The organism is Psychrobacter aquimaris (assembly GCF_016107525.1).
Taxonomy (GTDB): domain Bacteria; phylum Pseudomonadota; class Gammaproteobacteria; order Pseudomonadales; family Moraxellaceae; genus Psychrobacter; species Psychrobacter aquimaris.
Map to the genome: position 1 here is coordinate 36166 of NZ_JABASR010000010.1, position 25898 is coordinate 62063.

At 43.3% G+C, this 25898-nt stretch carries 24 protein-coding genes; 7 read left to right on the forward strand and 17 right to left on the reverse strand.

Going from position 1 to position 25898, the window contains the following annotated elements:
- Positions 1-39: 39 nt before the first annotated feature.
- Together dapB and JFC10_RS10005 are read left to right on the forward strand one after the other, a co-directional pair.
- A complete protein-coding gene (gene dapB / locus JFC10_RS10000) occupies positions 40-870 on the forward strand; it encodes a 4-hydroxy-tetrahydrodipicolinate reductase (RefSeq protein WP_198332710.1) in 831 nt (276 codons plus the stop codon).
- A 104-nt stretch (positions 871-974) separates the two neighbouring features.
- Positions 975-1919: a hypothetical protein gene (locus JFC10_RS10005; RefSeq protein ID WP_198332711.1), complete on the forward strand. Its 945-nt coding sequence runs from the start codon at positions 975-977 to the stop codon at positions 1917-1919.
- Between the two features lie 93 nt (positions 1920-2012).
- On the opposite strand, the gene JFC10_RS10010 is transcribed toward JFC10_RS10005, so the two are convergent.
- The 8 genes from JFC10_RS10010 to erpA form a co-directional block, all read right to left on the reverse strand.
- Positions 2013-3188: a type III PLP-dependent enzyme gene (locus JFC10_RS10010; protein ID WP_198332773.1), complete on the reverse strand. Its 1176-nt coding sequence runs from the start codon at positions 3186-3188 to the stop codon at positions 2013-2015.
- Positions 3189-3336: 148 nt separating this feature from the next.
- Positions 3337-3891 carry a peptide deformylase gene (gene def / locus JFC10_RS10015; protein WP_193012580.1) on the reverse strand — a complete coding sequence of 185 codons (555 nt, stop codon included), beginning with the start codon at positions 3889-3891 and terminating at the stop codon, positions 3337-3339.
- Positions 3892-4171: 280 nt separating this feature from the next.
- Complete coding sequence (locus tag JFC10_RS10020; protein ID WP_198332712.1) at positions 4172-4426, reverse strand: GlsB/YeaQ/YmgE family stress response membrane protein; 255 nt, start codon at positions 4424-4426, stop codon at positions 4172-4174.
- Positions 4427-4759: 333 nt separating this feature from the next.
- Positions 4760-6277 carry a UDP-N-acetylmuramate:L-alanyl-gamma-D-glutamyl-meso-diaminopimelate ligase gene (gene mpl / locus JFC10_RS10025; RefSeq protein WP_198332713.1) on the reverse strand — a complete coding sequence of 506 codons (1518 nt, stop codon included), beginning with the start codon at positions 6275-6277 and terminating at the stop codon, positions 4760-4762.
- Positions 6278-6686: 409 nt separating this feature from the next.
- Positions 6687-7322: a copper resistance protein NlpE N-terminal domain-containing protein gene (locus tag JFC10_RS10030; RefSeq protein ID WP_198332714.1), complete on the reverse strand. Its 636-nt coding sequence runs from the start codon at positions 7320-7322 to the stop codon at positions 6687-6689.
- A 457-nt stretch (positions 7323-7779) separates the two neighbouring features.
- Positions 7780-8307, reverse strand: coding sequence for a disulfide bond formation protein B (locus JFC10_RS10035; RefSeq protein WP_193012584.1), 528 nt, complete (start codon positions 8305-8307; stop codon positions 7780-7782).
- 67 nt (positions 8308-8374) lie between these two features.
- Positions 8375-9949 carry a glutamate--cysteine ligase gene (gshA, locus tag JFC10_RS10040; RefSeq protein WP_198332715.1) on the reverse strand — a complete coding sequence of 525 codons (1575 nt, stop codon included), beginning with the start codon at positions 9947-9949 and terminating at the stop codon, positions 8375-8377.
- A gap of 349 nt (positions 9950-10298) precedes the next feature.
- Positions 10299-10679: an iron-sulfur cluster insertion protein ErpA gene (gene erpA, locus JFC10_RS10045; RefSeq protein ID WP_193012586.1), complete on the reverse strand. Its 381-nt coding sequence runs from the start codon at positions 10677-10679 to the stop codon at positions 10299-10301.
- Positions 10680-11158: 479 nt separating this feature from the next.
- Between erpA and JFC10_RS10050 the strand changes: the two genes are divergently transcribed.
- Positions 11159-13180, forward strand: a complete 2022-nt coding sequence (locus tag JFC10_RS10050; protein WP_198332716.1) for an ABC-F family ATP-binding cassette domain-containing protein — start codon at positions 11159-11161, stop codon at positions 13178-13180.
- A 108-nt stretch (positions 13181-13288) separates the two neighbouring features.
- Here JFC10_RS10050 and JFC10_RS10055 read toward each other — a convergent pair whose 3' ends face one another.
- Positions 13289-13651, reverse strand: coding sequence for a septal ring lytic transglycosylase RlpA family protein (locus tag JFC10_RS10055; RefSeq protein WP_045442968.1), 363 nt, complete (start codon positions 13649-13651; stop codon positions 13289-13291).
- A 572-nt stretch (positions 13652-14223) separates the two neighbouring features.
- Between JFC10_RS10055 and JFC10_RS10060 the strand changes: the two genes are divergently transcribed.
- Both JFC10_RS10060 and JFC10_RS10065 read left to right on the forward strand, forming a co-directional pair.
- Complete coding sequence (locus JFC10_RS10060) at positions 14224-15207, forward strand: DnaJ C-terminal domain-containing protein (RefSeq protein ID WP_198332717.1); 984 nt, start codon at positions 14224-14226, stop codon at positions 15205-15207.
- Between the two features lie 92 nt (positions 15208-15299).
- Entirely contained in the window at positions 15300-15623 is a 324-nt protein-coding gene (locus JFC10_RS10065; protein ID WP_198332718.1) for a chaperone modulator CbpM, read from the forward strand.
- A 93-nt stretch (positions 15624-15716) separates the two neighbouring features.
- Here the strand turns inward: JFC10_RS10065 and sstT are convergent, their stop codons facing one another.
- The 4 genes from sstT to JFC10_RS10085 all read right to left on the reverse strand — a co-directional run bounded on the left by sstT (position 15717) and on the right by JFC10_RS10085 (position 20105).
- Positions 15717-16919: a serine/threonine transporter SstT gene (gene sstT / locus JFC10_RS10070; RefSeq protein WP_193012590.1), complete on the reverse strand. Its 1203-nt coding sequence runs from the start codon at positions 16917-16919 to the stop codon at positions 15717-15719.
- Positions 16920-17115: 196 nt separating this feature from the next.
- Positions 17116-17610 carry a DNA polymerase III subunit chi gene (locus JFC10_RS10075; protein ID WP_198332719.1) on the reverse strand — a complete coding sequence of 165 codons (495 nt, stop codon included), beginning with the start codon at positions 17608-17610 and terminating at the stop codon, positions 17116-17118.
- 36 nt (positions 17611-17646) lie between these two features.
- Positions 17647-19311, reverse strand: a complete 1665-nt coding sequence (locus JFC10_RS10080) for a leucyl aminopeptidase (RefSeq protein ID WP_198332720.1) — start codon at positions 19309-19311, stop codon at positions 17647-17649.
- Positions 19312-19487: 176 nt separating this feature from the next.
- The gene (locus tag JFC10_RS10085; protein WP_198332721.1) at positions 19488-20105 is read right to left on the reverse strand and encodes a cysteine hydrolase family protein; all 618 of its coding nucleotides are present in this window, start codon (positions 20103-20105) and stop codon (positions 19488-19490) included.
- Positions 20106-20673: 568 nt separating this feature from the next.
- Here JFC10_RS10085 and JFC10_RS10090 point away from each other — a divergent pair.
- Positions 20674-21945, forward strand: a complete 1272-nt coding sequence (locus JFC10_RS10090; RefSeq protein WP_198332722.1) for an LPS export ABC transporter permease LptF — start codon at positions 20674-20676, stop codon at positions 21943-21945.
- Complete coding sequence (lptG, locus tag JFC10_RS10095; RefSeq protein ID WP_198332723.1) at positions 21945-23171, forward strand: LPS export ABC transporter permease LptG; 1227 nt, start codon at positions 21945-21947, stop codon at positions 23169-23171. Before JFC10_RS10090 ends, lptG begins: the two co-directional genes overlap by 1 nt.
- Positions 23172-23264: 93 nt before the next feature.
- Here the strand turns inward: lptG and JFC10_RS10100 are convergent, their stop codons facing one another.
- The 4 genes from JFC10_RS10100 to xerD form a co-directional block, all read right to left on the reverse strand.
- Positions 23265-23873 (reverse strand): class I SAM-dependent methyltransferase, encoded by a 609-nt coding sequence (locus JFC10_RS10100; RefSeq protein WP_193012596.1) that lies wholly within the window; start codon positions 23871-23873, stop codon positions 23265-23267.
- Positions 23874-24171: 298 nt separating this feature from the next.
- Positions 24172-24297, reverse strand: coding sequence for a hypothetical protein (locus tag JFC10_RS15040; protein ID WP_265089799.1), 126 nt, complete (start codon positions 24295-24297; stop codon positions 24172-24174).
- Positions 24298-24456: 159 nt separating this feature from the next.
- Positions 24457-24918, reverse strand: a complete 462-nt coding sequence (locus JFC10_RS10105) for a tetratricopeptide repeat protein (protein WP_198332724.1) — start codon at positions 24916-24918, stop codon at positions 24457-24459.
- 24 nt (positions 24919-24942) lie between these two features.
- Positions 24943-25881: a site-specific tyrosine recombinase XerD gene (xerD, locus tag JFC10_RS10110; RefSeq protein ID WP_193012598.1), complete on the reverse strand. Its 939-nt coding sequence runs from the start codon at positions 25879-25881 to the stop codon at positions 24943-24945.
- Positions 25882-25898 lie beyond the last annotated feature (17 nt).

Below are 25898 nucleotides of genomic sequence, written 5' to 3' on the forward strand. Positions count from 1 at the left end.
AAATAACCCCACTAAATATAAAGCATTTAAGGTAAAGATATGAGTCAGGAAACAAAAAAACAAGCCATTAAAGTTGGTGTGATTGGTGCTGGTGGTCGTATGGGGCGTATGCTAATAGAGGCGGTACAAGGCAACTCGCAAACAATATTAAATGCCGCGATAGAACGTCAAGGCTCAAGCCTTGTCGGCGCGGATGCTGGCGAAGTTGCTGCTATCGGTCGCTTAGAGGTGCAAATTGTCGATGATTTAAAAGCCGTCATTAATGACATCGATGTACTGATTGATTTTAGCTTGCCTGATGCCACTGAGCAAAATATGCAGATTTGCGCTGCAAACAATGTCGCGATGGTTATTGGTACGACAGGTTTTAATGAGCAGCAAGAGCAAGTATTGGCAAAAGCCAGCGAAAAAATAGCAATTGTCTATGCCGGTAACTATTCAACAGGTGTTAATCTGTCATTAAAGTTGCTCGGCATGGCAGCGAAGGCCTTTGGTGAGGATGCCGATGTAGAAGTCATCGAAGCACACCATAAGCATAAAATCGATGCGCCATCAGGCACAGCATATATGATGGCAGAAGCCGTCGCAGAAGCTCGCGGACAGAATCTAAAAGACGTTGCTGTTTATGGCCGCGAAGGACAAACGGGCGAACGTAAAGCTGGTACTATTGGTATTCATGCCATTCGCGGTGGTGAAATCATTGGCGATCATACCGTGATGTTTATTGCCGATGGTGAGGTGGTTGAAATTACCCATCGTGCCCGCGCGCGTATGACTTTTGCCGCGGGTGCCGTACGTGCCGCGACTTGGGTTATCAAACAAGAATTCGGGCAATATAATATGCAGGATGTGTTGGGTTTAAATGACTAGTCTTTGAGAGAGTAAGATTTGACTGATTAAGGTTTCTTGCTTGCTGTTTGGTGGCTGCTGAGGATGGCTGATTGATAAAGCGAAATGACTGTTAGGAGTCAGACATGGATAAGTTTAGCAAGAATCTAATAGCGAGTTTTAGTCGCGCTGTGGCTGTTGTCAGGGTTGCCAGAAGTATCAAAGCTGCCAACAGCGTCACGACACTCAAGCCTAGCAAAAGCACGCTTTACGCTAGCCAAATAGCATTTGCCCTAAGTTTGACGGTAGTGCCAATAGTCGCACAAGCTGCGACTTTTCAAACCTACGTCATCGACACTTATGGCGGTGATGCATTATTACCTGCTGTTCGTCAGCAACTGAATAATAGTCGTGACGGCGGTACAGTTACTACTTATCAAGACAAGTTAGTGTTGCACACGACAGCCGCTAATTATCAGGCGGTACAGCAGTTATTGACTCAGATTGATCGTCAGCCACAGGCATTGACGGTCGCTGTGCGTGTTGGCAATAATAGCAGCGTCCAAGGTAATATTCAGCAGGGGCAGGTCATTATTAGCAATCGTGGTATTCAAGGATCAGGGATTATTCATCAGAGCAATAGCCAACAGCAAACAAATAATTTATATCAAGTACAAACCTTGTCAGGTAGTGCCGCCAGTATCAGCACAGGGACGCTTTACGCATTGAATCAAACCTCTGATGCCAATAGTTATACAAATTATAACCGTCCGTCAGTACAGATTGTCATTCAGCAGCAGGTATTGCTACCAACGACGCAAGGCATCGCCGTTACGCCAAGGCTATTACCGACTGGCCAAGTCGAAGTAACATTGTCCCAAGTTGAAGAAAAACTCGCACGCTCCTATTCAACTTCTCAGAAAAATAGTAATCATGCTGTTCAAGGTCAGCGATTAGACACGACCATTATTATCCCACGTGGACAATGGGTGACTATCGGACAAATCTCTCAAAATAGCCACAATCAACGCTCAAGTTATGGTGCCATTGATAGCACTAAAAACACACCAATTTGGATAATGGTGCAGTAGCCTTGCATTGACTCATATTATTTTTGGTATAAAAAAGCGCGATACTGTGATGAGCAGTATCGCGCCTTTTTATTGATAATAATCTATTGCAGATTAGTCAACGTAGATCACTTCTAACGGTGGGAAACCATTGAATTCAATAGATGAGTACGAATTAGTATATGCACCAGTGGTCAACCAAAAGATTTTATCACCAATCTCCAGCTCTTGTGGTAGCTGATAGCCCGCTTCTTCATACATGATATCGGTCGAATCACATGTGGGACCTGCCAGTACTACCGTGCCTTCGCTGGTTGATGTCTCCATTTTAGGCGTATACACAGGATATTTGATGGCCTCTCCTAACGTCTCGATTAAGCCTTGGAATAAGCCCACATCGGTATAGACCCAACGTGTTAAATCTGTATGTGACTTACGTGAGATAAGCACCACGTCGCTGACCAATACGCCCGATCCGCCAACCAATGAACGACCTGGCTCAAGGATAATCTCAGGCATGTCTTCTTCATTATAATCGTCTGTCAAATAACGAGTAATCTCTTCAGCGTAGACTTTTATAGGGTTCACTTCACTGATATAGTTGGCTGGAAAGCCGCCACCCAAATTAATCATTTGTAGCTTAATATCTTCTTCGTTTTTCATCCAGTCAAACATGTATTTGACCTTGGCTAGCGCATCATCCCAAGCGGCAACGTCTTTTTGCTGACTACCGACGTGGAATGAGATGCCATAAGGTACTAGACCCAAGTCACGAGCTTGAATCAACAGCTCAATCGCCATATTGGGATGACAACCAAACTTACGAGACAATGGCCATTCAGCAGTCTCTGACCCTTGTACTAAGATACGCACAAAGATTTTTGAACCAGGGGCGTGCTTGGCAATATTTTTTAAATCAGCTTCTGAGTCGGTCGCATACAAGTCAATACCTTTTTCAAAGGCATATTTGACATGCTCCGCTTTTTTGATGGTATTGCCATAAGAGATACGCGATGGCTCAACGCCGCAGTCTAGTACGCGATCAAGCTCATAGATGGAGGCACAATCAAAGTTTGAACCAAGATCAGCAAGCAAGTTAATCACTTCAACAGCAGGACTGGCTTTCATTGCATAATGGATTTTTGCATTGGGAAAAAACCCAACCATTTCATGATATTTGGTTTTGATACGGCTAAGGTCCACGACCAAAAATGGCGTCTCGCGACCTTCAGCAGCTTGGGTGAATTTCTGCCAGCCGGCAGGGTCAAAATATTGGTCAATTTTGATCATGGTCATGGTAGTAAACCTTTAGTAGAGACAGTATGTGTGAAAGAGTAAATGCTCGCATCACGTCATTATCATCGCGCATCTCACAGGTGATAATATCTTATATTCATGCTGACTAAATGACGTAAAAATAGCTTAGGTGATGAGTAGACTAAGAATGGGTGGGCTGCGGCTGTTTATCCGCCGTTTGTTCGCCTTGTTTTTCGCGTATTTTAATAACTTTACGCACTTTATCGCGCGCACGAGTCTGCTTGAGACGTGATAAATAATCGACGAATATGACCCCATTTAAATGATCCATTTCATGTTGGATGCATACCGCGAGTAAGCCTTCTACTTCTTCATCGATCTTTTGACCATTCTCATCTAAGGCTTCAATGCGCACTTTGTTCGGGCGCTCAACACTGTCATAGACCTCAGGTACGGACAAACAACCTTCTTCATAGGGCTGTTTGTCTTCTACTAATGGTGTCACCTTTGGGTTGATAAAAACTCTAGGGCTATTTTTATCTTCAGACAGATCCATGACGATGAGCTGAATATGGCGATCCACTTGGCTCGCTGCCAAACCGATGCCTTGTGCATCATACATTGTCTCAATCATATCAGCGATTAAGGTTTTGATTTCAGCAGTCACTTCCTTAACAGGCTTAGCAATGGTACGCAGGCGTGGGTCTGGGTAATTTAAAATAGGGAGTAAAGCCATAATGCTCACCTCAGTGATAAGGATAAAATAGGGTTGATATTATAAGATAAATGGGGACAAAAGTAATGCTTATCAATACTTTCGAGCAATTATTGCTTTTTATCATCGTAAAAAATAAAAGTGGTCGCTTTTATTCTAGTCATAAAAAAGCCCTGCAATTCGCAAGGCTTTTCGATTTATATAAGCTAGATGGTATGTGGTCTCAATTGGGTAAATAAAGTCACTTTTGAGTAAGGAAAGTCACTTTGTACAACTAAAGCATTTGACCAAAAGCGAAAAATTATACGCCACGTTTGCTCATAATCATCTCATAGATAAACAAGAGGATGATCGCACCAATTACTGAGAAGATCAAACCAGTAAATCCGCCATCAGCATTGATACCGATAAGACTAGCCAAGAAGCCACCTACTAAAGCACCAACGATACCCAGTACAATCGTCATTATCCAGCCCATCGGGTCACTACCTGGCTTGATAGCTCGTGCCAATAAACCTGCAACCAGACCTACAATAATCATCCAAATAAAGCTCATATTATTCTCCTAATTTATTATCATTTATAATGGTTTGCTAATTTTGATAAGTCCATTGTAAGCACTGTATAGGCGCAAAGGTAAGCGCGAAATGTTACCAGTGTATGAGCTATGTGAGGAAAACCGTAGATTTGCTAATATGCAGGTAGGATAGGTAAATGAAAGGTTACAAAGGTAGTGAAGTCGAAAACGCCGTTTATATATTAAATGATTTTTGAATACCGGCGCTCCCTAATACTGATATTCCCTATAGTAATCAAAAAATTTGATCATAAAAAAACGTTGCTTATTTATGACAAGCAACGCTCTTGTTCAACACCAGATCTAGACCAGCTAAATCATTTGCTGCGTAGCTTTGTTATGTAGTGCAGTTAGCAGGCGTTGATGAATACCTTCAAAACCCCCATTCGACATAATCACAATAGCGTCACCAGCTTTTGCATGCGTGTCGATATGCTCGATGACCGCATCGATACTAGAGAGCACCTGTTGATTGCCCATGTTAGGATTTGCGATATTGGCATTTTCAATGACTTCTTTTAAACCCCATTCTAGTCCTGTCGGCTCATACCATAAGGTATGATCGGCGAGAGCTGCGGACTCAGCCAAGCTGTCTTGATGAACACCCATTTTCATGGTGTTACTACGTGGCTCAATGATGGCCCAAATGCGTCTATCTGCCAGTTTCTTCTTTGCACCATCTAGAGTTGTAGTAATAGCCGTAGGGTGATGGGCAAAATCATCAAAGACTAAGATATCATTGACATCGCCAATCAGCTCCATCCGACGTTTAATGCCAGCGAATGCTGATAACGCCGCGCAAGCGGCTTTAACACTGACGCCGATGTTATAAGCTGCTGCGATAGCAACCAAGGCATTATTTACATTGTGAATGCCGCTCATCGACCAATCGACGACTCCCGTGGCTTCTTTGTCAGCAGTATCAGCCACAAAACTGACCGCAAATTGACCACCATCTGCGCTGATAAGCTCAGCTTGCCAATCACTACTATCTCTTAAATGCTCGTCTGTTGCATGGGTATTATGTGCCACTGAGTCCAGTATGGCTGTCCGCCAAACAGGTGTCCAAACCCCTTTCGCTAATGTCTCCTCTAAGCTGGCAGTCGCTGTGGGCATAATGATTTTGCCAGTGCTTGGAATCATGCGAACCATATGATGGAATTGGGTTTGAATAGCATCAAGATCCTTAAAAATATCCGCATGGTCAAATTCAAGGTTATTTAAAATAGCCGTACGCGGACGGTAATGAACGAACTTTGAGCGCTTATCAAAAAACGCAGAATCGTATTCATCCGCTTCGATAACGAAATAGCCAGTATTTGTCGAATCGTCATTATCAATTTTGTCAGCACCCAAATAACTGCTGTGAGCGAAGACTTGTTGCAAATGCGCATCAGTGGTATCAACCAGTGGCACGCCGCCGATTAAAAACCCAGTATCGATACCGGCATAATGTAGTATCCAAGCGAGCATGGTCGTCGTCGTGGTTTTACCGTGAGTACCGGCAACGGCTATCACATGACGCGATTGCAATACTTGCTCAGATAAAAACTGCGGCCCTGAGGTATAGCGTAGACCTGTGTCCAGCATATATTCGATGACATCCATACCGCGCTTCATGGCATTACCAACGACGACTAAATCTGGTGCTGGTTGTAAATGCTCTATCAGATAGCCTTGCTCAATGGTCACGCCCGCGTTTTCAAGTTGGGTAGACATCGGCGGATAAACATTGGCATCTGAGCCCGTGACCGTATGTCCAAGCTCGCGCGCCAATAGGGCTAGTGAGCCCATAAAAGTACCACAAATACCAAGAATATGAATATGCATAGACGTTCCGTACGAGCTTAAATTAAAAGAATAAAAATGGAGTATTATCCCAAAAGTCACCGATATTAACCGTGGCTTATTCTAGGATACACTCAACCTAATGATCATCAGTCTTGGCGATAGTTAAAGTATTATAAATGGTTACGGCGTTAACCGCGCTTTATGTACCAAACGTACTATTTGCACCCGGCTGCCTTACCCTTACTTTAAACTGCTTCGACCTATATTCTGTCACAAAAACAGCATACGGTCGCCAAGTAGCAGCGTCGAAAACAAGCACTTATTGTAAAGTAAACACCGCATGATGACCAATAAAAAACGCCCAGTAAGTAGGCGTTGTTCAACAGATGGTTTGGCGTGTTTGGCATCATTAGGTTCAGAGCATCTAATACTTTATGCCGCCGCTTGGTTATTTACGCGACAAAGTATAGTCGTTATTAGGATTTTTATATTCATCCATTAAGACAAGATGATTATCCTGGATATGATAGGCCTCAATGTTTTTTTCTTCATAGACAATCGTAATCGTATCATTGTCTTGACGATAAACGCCAGACTCAATTAAGGGCAAACGAGGCGTTTCAGGGTTGTTATAAATGCTGGTTTTGAGCACTGAACCATCAGCAAATAAATTCAATGTAATATCGGTGCTGTCGCAAGAATTGCAGGGTACCATGCCGCCATAGTCGCCCATTAACGTGGCTTGTAAAATACTATTATGCGACTTTGAGTATGTCAACGATTGATGTATATGTGCATCATTGCTCGATTGGGCAGCCGCAATCAGCGATTGTCCTTCTGCTACTGCCAGCTTACTACCAGCACTTAACAGATTGATTTCTTCCAAGTTCTCTGCGGCAACTTGTGAGCTGTTCTCTTCTACATAATCGATAGAGGCTATCTTAGTCGTCAATCCTTTATCTTGGTTAGACGAGGCACTATCACAGCCGATGAGCAGCACACAAAGGGGAAGCGCTAGCAAACAATGACCGCCACGTTTGAGGATGGTTAGCGTGCTAGAGCAAGTAGGCACAGAATATATCATGGTCACACCAAAAAACAATTTTTTAAATAGCCATTCGAAAGATTATCTATATTATCGGCAACTCAATACTGTTGTCAAAAAGGAAAGATAATAGGATGTATAGAATTATCAATGTCTCAAAAGTTGCCAGATGATACGCACTATTTGAGATTTGGCGGCGACAATAAGCTATCTGTAGCCTATCGCCAATCAGTCACGGATATTAAGCATCTTAGCCAATAAAAACGCAAATAAACTGTGTCAAGATATCAAAGGTTAAAGATATTTCTGTGGCCTTTTTGTTATGATTAGTCTAGCCACGATCTAAGCATAATTTTTTAACACTGATAGGTATGACGAATAAAAATTATCAAAGCTGCTTAATGGTATTTTTTAACAAACAGACGTTTATTAAAAAATATGCCTGTCCTTTTAGATAAAGGGTATAGCAAAAGACGACGTAAATGATAATTCGCTATTAAGCCAGATGGCTAGGGGTAGTAGGTCGTAAAATGCGCCATAATATTAATCCGTGTACCACCAATAGTAGACTAAATAGAATCAAAGATTGTTCAGGAATGCTCAGTCCCATAAATGTCCAATCAACAGAAGCACATTCGCCAGAACCTGCAAAAACCTCTTTAAATACTTGTAAAATCGGTAGCGTATCTAACCAATAATCCAACCCTGGACCACAAGAAGGTACTTGGTCGGCAGGTAGATGCTGTAGCCAAACATGACGTCCAGCCACTGCAGTCGCCCAGCCGATACCTGCTAAGCTACCAAGCCACAATACCAATCTAACCGCTTTAGATTTAGGGTTGAATAACGCTGCTATCAAAGCAAAACTGCCCATTATTATGAGACCAATACGCTGAAAAATACACAGTGGGCAAGGCGAAAAACCCATATAGCGCTGTAAAAAAAACAGCGCAAAACTCATACCTATTACGGCTATTATCACCAAAAATATTTGCAAATTGCGGTAAGTGGTCAGCTTTAGCATCGGGCGGTTACTCTTATAAAATAGTCATTTATACACTAAGTGGCGGAAAGAACTTAGTGGGCAAAATTTAGCGATATTGCTGTAAAAATTCCATAAAGTCTTCAGTTTCGGCTTTTTCAATCTCAGCTTGCTGTAATATCGATTTTTCCGCCAATACTTCGTATTTGGCTTGGGTGTTCGGACTAAGCGTTTGCTGTAATAAAGACTCTCTATGCTGCTGTGCCAAGGTAAAGCCAAGCTGCCATAAGCTGCCTAAACGTTGACTATCAGAGTTGACTTGTGCTGAAATGGTCGATTCAGAATGTCCTGCTTTGCCTTGCATTAAAGCGACTGCTGCACGGTAGTCGTTGCCACCATAATGAGCATCAAGCAGCGCTGCCAATGGCTGCATACGCTCTAAATGCATCAGCATCCAGCTCTCAAGCAGTTGCTCTTCGCCGTTGTTTATAATGTGTAAGCCTTCGCGGCGACCTTCGTTTACCACACGCTCAAGATTGATGGCTAGGGCTTCTTCTTCCTCAGGTAGCAGATCAGGTGAGTCGCTCAGCAAACAGTACAGCGCCATGACCTCTAGGAAACAAGCGCTAGATAGACGAATACCGACATCGCTATAAGGGTCTAGATCGATGGCACGGAACTCAACATAAGCAATACCGCGACGCTCCAGTGCTTCTGTCGGTGTCTCACCGCTCATCGCGATTTGTTTTGGGCGGATAGGGCTATAGTATTCATTTTCTATTTGTAAAATATGATTATTGATTTGGATAGGATTGCCGTCGGCATCATCTAAGCCAAGCTTTGCAAAGCTTTCGTGTGGTGTCTGAATCGCACGGCGCAGCCCATCGACATACTCTGGCAGATAGTTATAACGAATATCGAGCTGTTCTTGCACACTATTGGTATAGCCAAGCTTGCCCATACGTAGGCTAGTGGCGGCAGGCTTATAATAGGTTGAGTCGTTGAGTAGTTCTAAATCATGCTCACGACCGGCTAAGAAACAAGGACAAACACTAGGGCTAGCACCCAGTAAATACAGCACCAAACTGGTCAAGCGCTTAAAGTTACGGATAAGCCCTAAGTACTTTTCGTTTTTGAATTCTGTCAGCGTTTGTTCTTGCGCAGCGGACATTTCAGCTTGCCAGACTTCAAATAATCCGTCACCAAAAGACAAATTATAATGCAAACCTGCAATCGTTTGCATGCGACGACCATAACGGATGCCCAGACCACTACGGTATAGCGTCTTGAGCTTGCCCGTATTAGAGCTACCATAATCAGCCAGCGGGATGTCTTCGTCATTCGATGAGAGCATACAAGGCATAGACAGTGGCCACATCAGCTCACCTTCAGGCATGGCTTGATAGACCAATACATGCAACTGACGCAGCATGTTTAGCGTCTCTTTTGGTGAGGTTTTAGGGTCGGTAATTAGCTCAAGTAGGCTTTCTGAATAATCAGTCGTGATAAACGGATGGGTGAGCTTTGAGCCAAGTTTGGCTGGGTGCGGCGTCTGAGCCAAGTAACCATCAGGCCTCACGCGCAGACCTTCTTTTTCGATACCGCGTAACATGCCCGTTAAATGCTTGCTGTCAAACCAATTAGGAATGTCAAAGTTCACAAAGCTACTCGCAAAATTACTCATAATAGTCATCTATTGTTATTTATTATGGCGGATCAAAACACGGTTGGCGTTTGACCATAAAAAAGGTAAATATTGGATTAAGAATGCCGTCAGTTTAGCTCAAAGCTGCCCTGAAAACCACGGACAATTACAAATACAATAAGCTCTACAGGCACCCATTTGTCTTGATTTTAATAGGTATTTCAATCAAAAATTTTATGAACAGCACGCTACTATTTTCTAGCAAGCGAATAAAACAAGAAGCATCTACCTACGAGATAAATGCTTCAAAAGTGCGACGTTAAGCTATTTGTTATAGCGTTGACTAACGACGAGGGCATCTTTATCAAAAGTCATGCGACTCACCAACCTAAATAGAGAAGGATGAGCCACAGCCACACGTGGTGGTGGCATTTGGGTTGGTGACGATAAAGCGTGCACCCTCTAGCCCCTCAGTATAGTCAACAGTAGAGCCTTGCAAGTACTGATAGCTCAGTGAATCGACGACTAATGTGACGTCACCATTATCAAAATTGGCATCGTCTTCATTTAGATCGTTGGCAAAGTTAAATCCATAAGAGAAACCTGAACAGCCGCCACCCGTCACATAGACGCGTAGCATCAGGTCGCTATCACCTTCTTCTTCGCGCAGACGTCGTACCTTTTGTGCGGCACTGTCAGTTAGGCTTAAAACGGTTGGGTCTACTGGCTGACTTGAGCTTGGGCTAAATTGGTTGGCTGATTCGTTCATATCTACCTCAGTTGCTAGGATCAAATGCGGTCGTCCAGTTAGGGTTTGCAATGAAATGGTTGCAAATAAAGATACGCACGGCGTTTGATTCAATTGGGTGCTGTTATTATGGCGATGCTATTGGTGTGATTAATCATGATACAGGTGACACATTATAAATATGATATCTGTGCCATTACAACGATTTGATTGATGGCTGGCACTTATCTGATCGCAGTATATCATAATGGGGGTGCTGATTCGTTTGTCAAGAGTGACACTACTGGCTGAAGGTTACTGATTGATACTAGCGGTGATTATCCCCATAAACTCATGCTAAGAGAAAGACTTTTTGTGCTAATAAATACTTAGTTTTGAAATAGTTATTTAATCGTTTGCCTATGGGGCAAGCGTTTGAAATAATAGCCGCCAGTTAACATGCCAGATGTGTGTTTTTTATTGCCTTATATTTTATATTACTGTTGAGTTGAAGAGATTATATGATCGAATTTAAAGACGTTGGTGTTCGCCGTGATGGTCGTGAGTTGTTTGCAGGGGCAAGCTTCCAGCTACATCCGGGCCACAAAGTTGGCTTGACGGGCAACAACGGCACCGGCAAATCTACCTTATTTGCCTTATTGTTGACGCGAATGGGCAAGGGAGATACCGAGGTCACGCTTGATAGAGGTGAAGTCAGTATTCCTGATAGCTGGCATGTGGCGCATATGGCACAGGAAGTCGGCGCTACTACGCAGTCTGCGATTGATTATGTCTTGAGTGGTGATGAGCAGTGGTATGAGATTAATGCTTCTTTGAATGATTTGAGTAGCGTTAGTGATGAGCAGATTGGGGTCTTGCATCAGCAGTTCGATGAAATTGATGGGTATCGCACACCCACTAAAGCAGCACAAATTATGGCAGGTCTTGGTTTTAATACCAGCCAGCATGAATTGCCCGTAGAAGGGTTTTCGGGTGGCTGGCGCATGCGTTTGAATCTTGCCAAAACCTTGATGAGCCGTGCTGACTTGATGCTACTCGATGAGCCGACCAACCATTTGGACTTGGATGCTATTTTGTGGCTTGAGACTTGGATCAATGCCTATACTGGTCTGGTCATCGTCATCTCGCATGACCAAGCATTTTTGGATGCCACGGTCGGTCATATCTTGCATGTCGAGCAGCAAAAAATCACCCTTTATACGGGTAACTATCAGCAGTTTATCCGCACTCGTCACGAGCGGATGGCGCAGCAGCAGCAAGCTTTTGAAAAGCAAGAAGCAACTAAGGCGCATTTAGATGACTTCATTCGTCGTTTCCGTGCCAAAGCCAGTAAGGCTAAGCAAGCACAGAGCCGTATCAAGCAGCTTGAGCGCATGGCGGAACTGTCACCGATGATGGCGGATAATCCGTTCTCTTTCCAGTTCTATGAGCCAGCAAATATGAGCTCACCCCTGATTGAGCTTACCAACGCAGATATTGGTTATAGCACCACGCCACTTTTGCACAATGCCAACGTGCAAGTGACGCCGGACACGCGTATTGGCTTGCTGGGTATGAATGGCGCAGGTAAATCAACATTGATTAAGGCATTGGTCGGCGAGCTTGGCGTATTAACAGGGACGTATCGTGTTTCGGATACTCTAAAATTAGGCTACTTTAACCAGCATCAAATGGATATCTTGGATGCCAAAGCAACCCCTATAGAGATGTTGCGTCGTCTAGCTGGCAAAACCTCTGATGCGATGCTACGTTCGTTTTTGGGCAGCTTTGACTTTCGCGGTGAGCGTATTGATACGCCAAGTGAGCTATTCTCAGGTGGCGAGCGTGCGCGTCTGACCTTAGCATTGATCGTTTGGCAACGTCCCAACGTCCTTGTATTGGATGAGCCAACCAACCATTTAGACTTACAAATGCGTCAAGCGTTGACCATTGCCCTGCAAGGCTTCCAAGGAGCAGTGGTACTGGTCTCGCATGATCGTGAGTTGATTGCCAACGTCTGTGATGAGCTGTTTTTGGTCCATGATGGCAAAATCGATGAGTTCGATGGTGATATCAGCGACTACGGTAAGTGGCTGGCAGAAAAGCGTAAACAAGAAAACTCGCAAGATAAAAATACTAGTAAGAAGAAAAGCAAAAAAGAGAGTAAAAAATTCGTTTCACGTGAAACAGATAATGATCAAGTGAGCAATAAAGCACCTGATAATTCATCAAAAAGTAAAGCTACGACGCCTACGCTTAGTAAAGATGCGCAGCGTAAATTGGCTGCTGAACAACGCAAACTCACCGCACCTGTTCGCCGTGAGATAGAAGAGACAGAAAAGACATTGGCTAAAATTGATAAGCAGCTTGTGACGCTTGAAGAAAAGTTGGCTGATACGGCTCTATACGAAGAAAGTCGCAAGTCTGACTTGCTAGTATTACTCAATGAGCAAACGGCATTACAGCAGCAGCATAGTAATAATGAAGAAAAATTATTGCTTTTGATGACGACATTAGAGGAAATGGAAGCGGGTTTTGAATAGATGGCTGTCAGTTATAAATAGTAGATTTTGATTGTTTTTTAAGCTATTTTTATTTGATAAAGACAGTCACAAAAAAGGGAGAGCGCTGGCTCTCCCTTTTTTATTACGTTATTCCTTACGGTATTTACCATCACCATAAGACAAAATTTCCATTGTAGTCGTACATAACTGACAGTTTATTTGACCAGCAGCGGCTTTCGATAAATCCAAAATACGGCCCCGAATGAAAGGGCCTCTATCGGTAATTTTTACGATTACACTCTGCTTTGTCTTCTTGTTGGTCACTTGTACCTTCGTACCAAACGGCAACGTGCGATGCGCAGCGGTCAAAGAGTTCATGTTGAAGATACTACCACTAGCGGTGCGTTTACCGTGGAATTGACTACCGTAATAACTGGTGTTTCCAGCAAAAACGGTGGTACTCAGCAGTAGTGATAATGTGATAACCAAAGACTTGATTAAATAAGACATTTAATACCTTTAAGCAATTTATAAAATAGACAGATACACTTGCCTATGTTATTCATACTCCCTATGAGTATAAATAATATATTCATATTACAACACATACTTTGTCATATTCTTACGGTTCTGTAAAAGAACTGCCGAGGTCAAAATGCTCATTTATGCGCGCTAGCCATTGAATATCAATGATCTATATGTAATTGTTTTAAATAACAATTTACATTGTTAATAGTGTTTTTGGCTTGTATCTCTATTCTTGCATTAGGTCGAGTGCTAAATTGACACAATGTCAGTAGTTATCAACGAAAAATAATGCCAGAATCATAGAGAAATATGACAATGCAGTGACAAAGGCGAATCATAATGTATTAAGTGCTTCAAACAACCTAAACACTGCTGTTGTTCGGCACTATTACTGGTAATATTTATATAACGGTATTGAACTTTTATATTACTATCATTATTAGATAGACTATCGTTACCACCTGTTATGTCGCAGTCGAATAAATTTCCATACCATATCGTTTAAAATGGGCATACCAGTATCATTAACATGCTTTTATTTTGAGGACAAAAACATGGCAGAGAAAAATTACTATGACATTTTAGGGGTCAAAAAAGACGCCTCAGCTGCAGATATTAAGAAAAGATACCGTAAGCTTGTCCGTCAATATCACCCTGATGTGAGCGACGATCCAGACGCAGACAGTAAGATTGCTGAGATTAATAATGCTTATGAAACCATTAGAGATGAAGAAAAGCGTGCGGAATATGACGCTATGCTAGACAACCCCTTTGCTGGTCAAGGTGGCGGTTTTAGCAGTCAATCTGCAAGTGGTGGGCAAGGCGGCTATCGCTGGGAAGATATCAAAGATCAGTTTGGTGATGGCGAAGCTTATGGCGATGGTGGCTTCCGCTTCGATGATATCTTTTCGGCATTTGGTCGCGGTGCACGTGGTTCAGCGAGTGGACAATCGCAGCGTGGAGGTTTTGGGTCGCAAGATAGCAAAGGTCAAGATCAGCACGCAGAGATTACGGTTGATTTGGCATCAGTTTATAACGGTGACGACTACAGCATTAAGTTGAATGTCCCTATTCGTCAACCGAATGGCAGTGTCGAGTATGACAACAAAACGCTGAAAATTAAAATCCCTAAAGGCATCACTGATGGCAAGCAAATTCGCCTAGCAGGGCAAGGTGCGGCTGGTATTGGTGGCGGTAAAAATGGCGATTTATTTTTAAAAGTAAAAATCCGTCACGCCGACAATATCCGTATCGAAGGTGCTGATGTTTATCAAACCGTTAATATAGCGCCATGGGAAGCGGCGTTGGGTGAAAAAATTAACGTCAGTACGCCAGCAGGTACGCTTGCTGTGACTGTGCCTAAGAACAGCAAATCTGGCAGCAATTTACGTCTAAAAGGTAAAGGTATTCCTGCTAAAAAAGCGGGTGATTTGTATCTAACTTTAAACATCGTGAACCCTGATATCAGCACTGAGGCCGCGACCCAAGCTTATGAACAACTAAAACAAGCCTTTGCCGATATCAATATTAGTCGTTAATGGCTACTAAAAATCACTCAAATTGAAACATTGTAATAGAGATGAATACCATACGATAACGATGAAATAAAGAGCAAACGAGGATAATAGCTATGAAACACTCGCCTGAATTTACCGACATTATTATGAGCTTGGATGAGCTGGTATCTGCTTGTGGCCAAGAGCGCCAATGGGTCATCGAATTGATTGAAGAGGACATCATCAAATATGATGTGCCAGAACGTGAGCAGTTCACTGGTTATCAGCTGACGACGGTGCGCCGTGCCTCACGACTTAGCCGCGACTTTGAAGCCAGTGTTCCTGCGATCGGCTTGATACTTGATCTATTGAATGAGCTCGAACAATTACGTCAATTTAAACGCCAATTAGATATGCAGACACCAGTGATTGAAATTGACATCAATCATTTAAAATAATCCATTACCTTTTATTCAGTACATAAAAAATCAGCACATAAAAAAAGGGTCTCTAAAATGAGGCCCTTTTTTTGCAAATAATATATTTAGCGTTTAACGTGCATATTTAGGGTCAGCTGCCGCGGTAAATAGTACATCAGTTGAAGAGTTCAGCGCCGTTTCTGCCGAATCCTGTATCACTCCAATGATAAAGCCAATCGCAACCACTTGCATGGCGATATCGTTTGGAATGCTAAATAAACTCGCTGCCAATGGAATTAGCAATAATGAACCACCAGCGACACCAGAGGCACCGCACGCACTAATGGTTGCAACCAAACTGAGTAGCAGTGCTGAGGCAAAGGTTACTTCGATACCGAGTGTATGCGCGGCTGCAAGCGTTAAGACGTTAATCGTAATCGCCGCGCCTGCCATATTAATGGTCGCACCCAGTGGAATCGTCACCGAATAAGTATCTTCGTGTAGTCCTAGTTTGCGGGCAAGGTTCATATTGACGGGAATGTTGGCAGCCGAACTACGCGTAAAGAATGCGGTAATCCCTGACTCACGCAAGCATTTGAATACTAGCGGATAAGGGTTTTTGCCCGTTTTGATCAGTACAATAATAGGGTTAGCGACCAAGGCGATAAATAGCATACAACCGACCAGTACCATCAAGATACGCGCATAACCTGCTAAAGAGGCAAAACCTGTCTCAGCGACAGTATTGGCGACCAAACCCAAGATACCAAAAGGCGCTAAAGCGATCACCCATTTAACTACTTGTGAAATAGCATCAGAAAAATCACCTACCACGGTACGAGCGGTATCGCTGGCTTGACGCAAGGCAAAACCAATGATGATTGCCCATGCTAAGATACCAATATAGTTGGCTTCAGCGATGGCATTGACAGGATTGGCAACCAAATTCATCAGTAGATTGGTCAATACTTCTTTGAGATTGGCTGGGGGTACTTGCTCAATGGTGGCGTTGACCAATACCAGTTCTGTCGGGAATAAAAAGCTCGCGCCAACAGCCGTTAGTGCGGCTAAAAAAGTGCCAAACATATACATGATAAGCACAGGCTTGACGTAAACTTCATTGCCACTACGGTGTTGGCTAATCGCTGCCATGACCAAAACAAAGACCAATATCGGTGCGACGGCCTTTAGGGCACCGACAAATAGCGTTCCTAATAATCCTAATGCAATACCGATGTTTGGTGCCAGCCAACCAATCAAAACCCCCAATATTAAACCGATAATAATGAGCGGCACCAGCCCTATACGCTGGTACATCGCAATCAATGAACGCATCTATACACCCTCAATTTTGTCAATAAATAAGATATTTATAATAAAAACAGAAAACTAATCGAAGGATGGTAGCATTTTTTAAGGTAAGCGCCTACCTTTAACCCATACCTACCTAAGTGGATAGGGCTAAAAAACAGGCGTGGCGTAAGAAAGGTGGGCGTATTTTTCAGCGTGAAAAATAGCGAGGTTTTATAGGTTAGACTTTAAAATGCGTCAACTCATGGCCTAGTTTTTTATAGATTTTGTACTTATGGCGACCTTCTTTTACGCTTTTTTGATCTGGTTTTATGAGCTCAAGAATGCGAGTAGGTTGGGCATTGCTCGTCGCTGCCATAAAGTCATTAACGGGACGTATCGTGGTGTTGAGTACGATCCCTTTAAAATCGGCTGGCATATAGCTGCCAAGAAGGACAGGGGCAAATGGTTTATTATTAATATGAGAGCCAATAGTCTTGCTAGCATCGTCAGTGTCATCAATATTAGAACCCAAAAGGCGTTGATGCGGTATAAAGCTGACCGCCTCTTGTGCCCATAATGCTTCATCAAGCGTCGACAGCAATTCATCATCTTTTTCGATAAGAATCAATAACGACTGGCTGCTTTTATTGAGCGCCGTTTGGGTCAACTGACAAATAAAGCCCAAGAAATCTTGGGCTTTATTTTCACTTAATACATAAAAGCTAACGTTCATAGATTGGTTTTCATACATTGGTTTTTCATGAGTTCATTAAGCCATGTTTGAGCTGTTTTTTAGATATTGCATAAACAGCGGCACAGGGCGACCAGTTGCGGCTTTATCTTTACCTGAGTTCCATGCTGTGCCAGCGATGTCTAAATGCGCCCATGCTTGACCTTCTTCTACGAAGCGCGATAAGAAGCAGGCAGCCGTCACTGCACCCGCGCCTTTACCACCGATGTTTTGCATATCAGCGATAGGTGAGTCAAGCTGTGCTTGATACTCATCATCCATTGGCATGTGCCACACGAGGTCGCCAGATAAGTTACTGGCATTTTCTAAAGCAAACAAGACGTCTTCGTCATTACTGAACACGGCTGAGCGTACATGACCTAAAGCAACGACACAAGCACCAGTCAATGTGGCAACATCGATAATCGCTTTTGGATGATAGCGCTGCACGTAGCACAAGGTATCTGCCAATACTAAACGACCTTCTGCATCGGTGTTTAAAATCTCAACCGATTTGCCGTTCATGGCTTTCACGATATCGCCTGGGCGAGTGGCATCACCCGATGGCATGTTTTCCGCGCAAGCGAGAGCACCAACGACGTTGATCGGTAGGCGTGCTTCACATAAGGCTTTAATCGTGCCCAATACTGACGCTGAACCGCCCATATCAAATTTCATCTCATCCATTGCCGCACCGGGCTTGATTGAGATACCGCCTGAATCAAAGGTGACGCCTTTACCAACTAAGACGATAGGCGCATCATCATTTGCAACTTGAACATCGTCATTATTATCTTGTTCCGCGTTTTTAGCAGCTTTTTTGTGAGCAGCTTTGGTCGGTAGTTTATCCGCCAATGCTTTTAGTCCACCCGCTACTTTTGCGCTGCTAGTCGTAGATTTACCAGTGTTGGCACTGAAGTTAGACTTACCTCGATACTCCATAAGTACCAGCTTGCCTTCTTTGGTAGAGCCTTGCGCGACAGCTAAGAAGCAACCCATACCTAGCGCTGACATCTCATCTTCACCTAGTACCGTGACTTTTAATAAGTCAGGATAGGTTTTGGCCAATTCTTGTGCTTGTTCTGCCATATAAGCTGGGAAGCAAATGTTGCCCGGCTCATTAGCCACATCACGGGTCAAGCTTTGACCAGCGAAGACCGCTTCGGCAAATGTTAATGAAGCTTTTAATGACTCGTCAGCAAGTAAATAAATATCGCTTAGGACTGGTGTGGCTTGCTCTGATTTATATTTATCAAAACGGTAAGTTGCTGCCAATAAGTTCAAGGCAAACTGACCAAACTGATTTTCTTCTAAAGCATCGCCCAGCGCAACAGTGATAGAATCCACGCGTTTTTGCGTGCTTTGATAAATGGTATTGGCAATTTTTTGCAATACACTATGGCTCAGCTTCTCAAGGTTACCAACACCGACCAATAATAGCTGTACCGGATTTTCTTTAGTGGTCTTTTTATCACCAGCTAAGGCATAATCAGCCACGGTTTCACAGGCTTTGCCGTTAAAGTGTGATACTTCGATCAATTGTTCAATGCGAGTTTGATAATCGCTCAATACTGACTCAGCTAAGATATTTTTCTTATCATCGATTAAGACGACGAGGCAGGCCGCATCTTTACTTTTGGCTTCTTTTTTGAGAATTTTTTGCGTGTGAGTCTTTGGTAGTGTTTGGGTTAATTTAATATTCATATATTTATCCTTATTAGAGTTATGACGTTAGCGCTATGAAAATGGCAGAATCTTTTTAATTGCTGATACCTGTTAGATTATTAGAGTATTTGGCCAATCAAGCAATCGCAATAGTGTAGCATATTGCGAGGTGAGTGCGCAGTGAGCAAGGTTTAGGTCAAGGGTTCAAAACTGTATTAGCTATGAATCAATGCATCGGTTGCTATTAAAGCGGCAAATCTGTCTTGCAGTGCTGCCATTGCGGTAGCATGTATGATATCAGCGCTGATCTTATCTTTTTTATAATCCGGCAAGTCACGAGTGGCACAAGCATCATGGCAAACAAAACTATCGAAGCCTAAATCAAAGGCGGCTCTCACGCTTGAGCTGACACACATATGACTCATAAACCCAGCAAAAATAATTTGCTGTTTTTGCGCGGCTGAAATAAGCGCTTGAAGCTGGGTATCATGGAACGCATTGGGGTGTTTTTTGACGATGACGGTTTCGCCATCCTTTGGTTGTAATTCAGCGATAATTTCGACGTTAGACGATAAAGGATCAAAGACGTTGCCATTATCTGCACCGTGATGCGCGATATGGAAGATAGGAACATCTTGTTTACGAGCTTTATCTAGCAATAGGCGCGCATTTGCAATGGCGTTAGTACCAGCTTGCCCCAATGGCATCGCACCATCGACATATTCGTTTTGATAGTCAATAAAAACCACGGCACAATTTGACCAATCGAGCGTATCAAATTGACCGCCAGCGAGTTCAAGTAAGGTAGCAGGCGTAGACGCGAGTGTATTCATCAGTAGTATTCTCCATTAGGCGAGATAATTATGAGTTTTTAGTTTTCTCAGTCTAACAAGTAATATTAAGGGTGCGAGGGCAATGATACGAATGACACACAAAGGTTTCCAAATGACATCAAGTAAAAATATCGAGCAAAGACTTCATAAAAAGGCTTCTAAGATAAGACAAACTAATGAGTTGAATTCTTAATATTCTTTCCATATCTTATCTATTATTGGTTAGTAATACAGCGGTATAGCAAGATGGACGCAATGTTTGCAAACACATTTCACAGCCATTTTTGAGCAAAATATGCTAGGATTAGCGGTTATCTTTATCGCTAATCTTTACAGCGTGTCGCTAACCCGTCTCGCAGATGTTTTCATATCTTTTGCCGTTGCTTTTAGGGCTGCTTAAGTATCTGATTGAGCAGTACTGCATTGCATTTCTATTGTTCAGTCATCGATAGCAGCTATGTCGTGCAAAGCTGTCCATCGTTGTCAGCGTTTGTCAATAAAGCTGCACCAAATTGTGTGACTACCAACCTTTTTTAAAAGAGTGCCCATTGTGATATTACGCCGCTATATGACTCAACAAGTTGCCTCAACGACCGCATTGGTATTGGGGTTTTTAGTGGTGATGATGCTGGGCGGTCGCTTGATTCGTTACTTTGGCATTGCGGCAGAAGGCAATTTAGATATCAGCTTATTATTTACTATCATTGGTTATAATTTGCCGTACTTTTTAGAGCTTATCTTGCCATTAGCATTTTTTATCGCTCTGATGCTGGTATTTGGGCGCTTGTATGTCGATCAAGAAATGGCCGTGATTAATGCCAGTGGCGTGTCGCGTGGTAAGCTTGCCCGTTTGATGACGCCTTTAATCTTGGCGTTGTTCGTCGGTGAAGCGGCTTTATCCATCGTTGGTAAACCGTGGGGCGTGCGCTCATCGGAAAGTGTCTGGCAACAGCAAGCATTGACCAGCGCTTTTGATTTAATTCGCCCCAATGAATTTATTAGTAGTGGAAATTATCATTTGTATGTGGGCAGCTTGAGTGATGATAAAAAGCAATTGCAAGATGTGATACTTATTCAGTCTGAGCCTGAAAAAAAATCCAGCACTACTAAAGAGGCAGCTGTCGATGTTAATAACAACATTAATGCAGAAACGGCTGAGCAATTAAACATTCCAGAGCTACCAGATGCACTGGAAAATAAAAATAGTATTAGCAAAGATACCATTACGTTGGCCAAACGTGCCGAGCAAGTAGACACGGGTAATAGCGGCGTGACTCAATTGGACTTGTTCCAAGGTCGTCGTTATGAAGTGGGTGCTGGCAGTCTGAAATACAATCAAGTGGGCTTTGATCGTTACCGTATTACGTTGACAGAATCATCCAAAGAGGTCATTACCGAAGACAATATCGAAACACAAGCGATTGGGCCGTTATGGCAAGCTGCGACGGGTAGGACGGCAAGCAGTGGCAATTCGCTGCGTGCGGCACAAAGTGAGCTTGGCTATCGTTTGGCATTGCCTTGGCTAATGATTATCGCGCCGATGCTTGCCGTACCACTGGCGCAAGTGCGTCCGCGCCAAGGTCGCTGGTTGCGCCTATTTCCTTCGATTTTATTGTTTGTTAGCTGTGCACTGGGTATCATTTCACTCAAAAATGCTGTTAGCAAAGGCAGCGTGAGCGTTTGGGCATATGCTTGGCTTATTTTAGGGTTTATGGCATTGGCGCTCTATATGAATTGGGGGAGCCGTGTGCAGCATCGATTGCGTTTTCGAAAACCAGAAAATGCGTCTTTAACGGTTGCCGATCAGCAAAGTAGTGGCTCACAAGGAGGGCAGTCCTAATGAGTGCCTTATTCTCTAAATCTTCCAATCCTGACTCGCAAAATACTCATGCTAAGCGCACTCGCAAACCGGCCAAACTAAAAGTGCTTAGCCGTTACGTCAAACTGAACGCTTTGCTCGCGATCATCGGAGCAGTCATAGGCTTGTGGGCATTACAACTGGTGTTCTCTTATTTGTCTGAGCTGGATTCGTTAGATGATAGCTATACGATGGGTGAGGCGATTAAGTATATTTTTTATCGCTCGCCTTATTTTTTAGAGCAATTTATTCCCACTGGTGCATTGCTAGGTGCAGTGGTCGGCTTGGGCTTGCTTGCCAATAAAAGCGAGCTAGTCGTGATGCGCGCCGCTGGCGTCAGCGTTTATCGTATCGTCGGTTGGGTGTTGCAGCCTGCTTTGATTTTTGTATTGCTCGCATTGATTATCAACCAGTTCGTGCTGCCGTACTCTAATCAATTGGCAAAAGAAATCAACGATAAAGATAACAGCTCGCTTGTCACATCGGTACGCGGTTATTGGACGGTGCAACCACGCTTCGAGAGTACAAAAGACGGCAGTACCAAGCCAGATGGTAGCGATATTTTGTATATTGATTATGCTGATGTACAAGGCAATATCGGCGAGGTCAAACGCTGGCACTTAGATAATAATGGCAATCTGCAAACTGCCATTCATGCTGAAGGCGGTCGATATATCGGTCGCGAACCTGTTAATCCTGCCAGCAGCAAACCGAGCGAGCAGTATCGCTATGAGTGGCAGCTGAACAACATCACCAAGCTGATGATTAATCAAGGCTTTGAGAGTAGCCAAGTCATCGCACCGTCAGATACCTTAAGCCTGCCCTTTGCCCCTGAGTCGGTGTATTTACTCACCCGTAAGGCAGAGGATTTATCATTGACCCAGTTGTACGAGCATCGTCAATTTATGCGTCAACAAGGCACCCGCTCATTAAATCATGAGCTGGCTTTTTGGCAAAAGCTGCTCTCGCCGTTATCGATTCTATCGCTGGTGATAGTTGCCTGCTCATTCGTCTTTGGCTCACTACGGACGCATAGCTTGGGCTTGCGTATCGTCGTAGCATTATTGTTTGGTTTGCTATTTAGTTACGTGCAAGATTTGGTTGGTTTTGTCTCATTGGCGACTGGATTCTCGCCGTTATTGATGGTGATATTACCGATTATCGCCAGTGCGATATTGGGTGGATATTTGCTTAAGCGGCAGATGTAATTTTAGAAATTTAGCCATAAAAAAGCCCGCTAGATCATGACGATTTAGCGGGCTTTTTGTTTACGCAGCTTTTAAGACATAAGCTTTTAAAGCTTAGTCTTTCGTCGCCATGGTAATGGTATAAGTCTTACCTTGTTTGATCTTTTCACTATTACCAAATACTTCGGTAAACGAGCGCTTCATAAACTGACGCAAGCCATTGATGGTCACTACATAGAAACGTCCGCCTTTACGCATGCGCGCATAGGCATCGAGAAAGTATAGATAATGTTGCTCTTTGCCGACTTTGGCGGGTAAGTTTGACATCACAAGGCTAAAGTCTTTGTCTTTTGCCACGTGATTGAAGCCATTTGATAAATGTACATCGACATTTTTTAGACCGTTTTTTTCACAATTCAGGCGCGCATATTCTACTGCCATAAAGTCTTTATCAATCAAAGTATGCTGACCGTTCGGACATTCACGCGCCGCTGTCATACCGAGCACACCATAACCACAGCCCAAATCGATCGAATCATCATCCGCTTGAAAATCCACATAATCAAGCAACATCAAGCTACCATCATCGAGCTTTTGCGGTGAAAAAATACCCCACGTGGTCGCAAAATCAAATGGCTTGCCCAGCACATCTTGGCGAAAGTTAATATCTTCACGCCAATGTTGGGCGTTTTTTAATAGGTCAGCAGGTGGTCTATGGCTCATGAGATTCTCGGATAATAGATAAGTAAAAGGTGGTGCGTTGCTCAGTTATGCAGCGTGCACATCATACGTGTATTGTAGCGAGAATTAAAAGAGATTGCAGCTAGGGATTACTGACGTTTTATAACGCTAATCGCGTTTCTTACTTGTATCTACCTTGATGCTAGCAAGATGACTATTAATAGTACTAGTTATACTTTAATCGAAAAAAAATTAGTGTGTGTAATAAGCCATATAGTAGTTTTGGTTTATGAGCGTGGATTTTGCTACTGATGCTTATATTCTTACTACTATGGAGTAATTAATCACCTTTAATTACTTTGTATTCGGCATCATAGTGAGCGTATAGAAAAGGTTTACCGCCTTCTTTTTCTGTTACTTTTGCCTGTAATAAGAACTTAGTACCTACAGGGTAAGACTTTCTCATTTTTGACGAACACTCGACGTTCATATTCGTATCAAGTCCCTGTCCTTCGATTGGGCGAGCTCTAATTCTTTTAGACGAACCACTTTTGATATTTTCGTAAGTCTCGATAATTACTTCTCGATAGTGACTCATTTTATAATCTCAACCTCTCTTTTAGCTTCACATGTTTTTTAAGGAGTCTAAGCTCTTTCTTATATTAGTATCATTTGGATCTATAGTCAGAGCATCTTCATAACATTTTCTCGCAGACGAAAACTCTCCTATGTCCGCCATTAAAGCCCCTAAATCGATATAGGCATCCACAAAATCAGGCTCTATATCAATTGATTCTTGATAGTATTCAAAAGCTTGAACCAAATCACCTTGAGCGAAGAAATTCGAAGCCCACAGATAACAATCTCTGGCTATGCGATAGCTACTGTCTATTTCATTCGCCTGACCGTAGAGTGCAAAAGCGTCTTGATAGTTCTTCTTATAAAACTCAGCATTTCCTTGGCATTCTAAAATAGCGATAGCTGGCAAATTTGAACTTTTCAACATATTGTAACCAGTTTCAAAATCCAAGTTTTTAAAGTATTCAGTAATCTTTCTGACAAAACTTTGATTGTTATTATTGGTCATAAATTTTATCTCTTAGTCTCAATTCTAACCTCGCGGATGATGCTCGGCATGCAATTTCTGCAATCTCGCCGTCGCCACATGGGTATAGATTTGCGTGGTTGATAAATCACTGTGTCCAAGCAATAATTGCACGCTACGCAAGTCTGCACCATGATTCAGTAGATGCGTGGCAAATGCGTGACGTAGCGTATGCGGTGATAGCTCTTTATCGATACTAGCGACTTTGGCGTACTTTTTAAGCAAATACCAAAAGTTCTGCCGCGTCATATAGCCGCCTTGCGCCGTCAAAAACACCGCTTGGCAATTACCAGATTTTAAATGCGCAATCAAATCCCCACGTGCATGGGTTAAATAATCTTCCAGCGCATCAGCCGCATATTCACCTAATGGCACCAGTCGCGTTTTATTGCCTTTCCCCGTGATCTGTAGCCAGCCAGAGTTTAGATTGACTTGCTCTAGTGAGAGGTTAATCAGCTCACTAACCCGTAGACCGCAGGCGTATAGCACCTCTAACATGGCTTTATCACGCAGTCCGAGCGCGGTGCTGGTATCAGGCGCGGCAAGAAGATTATCGACATCAGCTTCGGCTAAGTCTTTTGGTAACGGTCGTCCCAGTTTTGGGCTTTTTATACGTTCGCAGGGATTGTCCTCACGCAGATTACTGGCGATCATCCATAGATAAAACTGACGCAAGCTTGAGAGCATACGCGCTTGAGTACGTGGGGTTTTATTGTCTTGTGTAAGGGTTGAGAGACAGTGCAGCACGTCATCAGGCTGCCAGCGTGTCAGCGCGATAGGGTTGGTCAGCTCGCATGAGCGCAGGTCGCGCACATAAGCATTACGCGTACGGGTTGCAAGCCCACGTGCCAGCATGGCTTGACGAAACTCAGTGATATAACTGGGTTCATCATCTACTGCCAGCGCCTTGGGTTGGCGCTGTTGCACGGCACGATCACGGCTCATAACTCAATACTCGGTGG

Bases quoted from the DNA above. Each gene is read 5' to 3' on its own strand.
- dapB (WP_198332710.1), top strand. From the start codon at position 40: ATGAGTCAGGAAACAAAAAAACAAGCCATTAAAGTTGGTGTGATTGGT.
- JFC10_RS10005 (WP_198332711.1), top strand. From the start codon at position 975: ATGGATAAGTTTAGCAAGAATCTAATAGCGAGTTTTAGTCGCGCTGTG.
- JFC10_RS10010 (WP_198332773.1), bottom strand. From the start codon at position 3,188: ATGATCAAAATTGACCAATATTTTGACCCTGCCGGCTGGCAGAAATTC.
- def (WP_193012580.1), bottom strand. From the start codon at position 3,891: ATGGCTTTACTCCCTATTTTAAATTACCCAGACCCACGCCTGCGTACC.
- JFC10_RS10020 (WP_198332712.1), bottom strand. From the start codon at position 4,426: ATGAGCTTTATTTGGATGATTATTGTAGGTCTGGTTGCAGGTTTATTG.
- mpl (WP_198332713.1), bottom strand. From the start codon at position 6,277: ATGCATATTCATATTCTTGGTATTTGTGGTACTTTTATGGGCTCACTA.
- JFC10_RS10030 (WP_198332714.1), bottom strand. From the start codon at position 7,322: ATGATATATTCTGTGCCTACTTGCTCTAGCACGCTAACCATCCTCAAA.
- JFC10_RS10035 (WP_193012584.1), bottom strand. From the start codon at position 8,307: ATGCTAAAGCTGACCACTTACCGCAATTTGCAAATATTTTTGGTGATA.
- gshA (WP_198332715.1), bottom strand. From the start codon at position 9,949: ATGAGTAATTTTGCGAGTAGCTTTGTGAACTTTGACATTCCTAATTGG.
- erpA (WP_193012586.1), bottom strand. From the start codon at position 10,679: ATGAACGAATCAGCCAACCAATTTAGCCCAAGCTCAAGTCAGCCAGTA.
- JFC10_RS10050 (WP_198332716.1), top strand. From the start codon at position 11,159: ATGATCGAATTTAAAGACGTTGGTGTTCGCCGTGATGGTCGTGAGTTG.
- JFC10_RS10055 (WP_045442968.1), bottom strand. From the start codon at position 13,651: ATGTCTTATTTAATCAAGTCTTTGGTTATCACATTATCACTACTGCTG.
- JFC10_RS10060 (WP_198332717.1), top strand. From the start codon at position 14,224: ATGGCAGAGAAAAATTACTATGACATTTTAGGGGTCAAAAAAGACGCC.
- JFC10_RS10065 (WP_198332718.1), top strand. From the start codon at position 15,300: ATGAAACACTCGCCTGAATTTACCGACATTATTATGAGCTTGGATGAG.
- sstT (WP_193012590.1), bottom strand. From the start codon at position 16,919: ATGCGTTCATTGATTGCGATGTACCAGCGTATAGGGCTGGTGCCGCTC.
- JFC10_RS10075 (WP_198332719.1), bottom strand. From the start codon at position 17,610: ATGAACGTTAGCTTTTATGTATTAAGTGAAAATAAAGCCCAAGATTTC.
- JFC10_RS10080 (WP_198332720.1), bottom strand. From the start codon at position 19,311: ATGAATATTAAATTAACCCAAACACTACCAAAGACTCACACGCAAAAA.
- JFC10_RS10085 (WP_198332721.1), bottom strand. From the start codon at position 20,105: ATGAATACACTCGCGTCTACGCCTGCTACCTTACTTGAACTCGCTGGC.
- JFC10_RS10090 (WP_198332722.1), top strand. From the start codon at position 20,674: ATGACTCAACAAGTTGCCTCAACGACCGCATTGGTATTGGGGTTTTTA.
- lptG (WP_198332723.1), top strand. From the start codon at position 21,945: ATGAGTGCCTTATTCTCTAAATCTTCCAATCCTGACTCGCAAAATACT.
- JFC10_RS10100 (WP_193012596.1), bottom strand. From the start codon at position 23,873: ATGAGCCATAGACCACCTGCTGACCTATTAAAAAACGCCCAACATTGG.
- JFC10_RS15040 (WP_265089799.1), bottom strand. From the start codon at position 24,297: ATGAGAAAGTCTTACCCTGTAGGTACTAAGTTCTTATTACAGGCAAAA.
- JFC10_RS10105 (WP_198332724.1), bottom strand. From the start codon at position 24,918: ATGACCAATAATAACAATCAAAGTTTTGTCAGAAAGATTACTGAATAC.
- xerD (WP_193012598.1), bottom strand. From the start codon at position 25,881: ATGAGCCGTGATCGTGCCGTGCAACAGCGCCAACCCAAGGCGCTGGCA.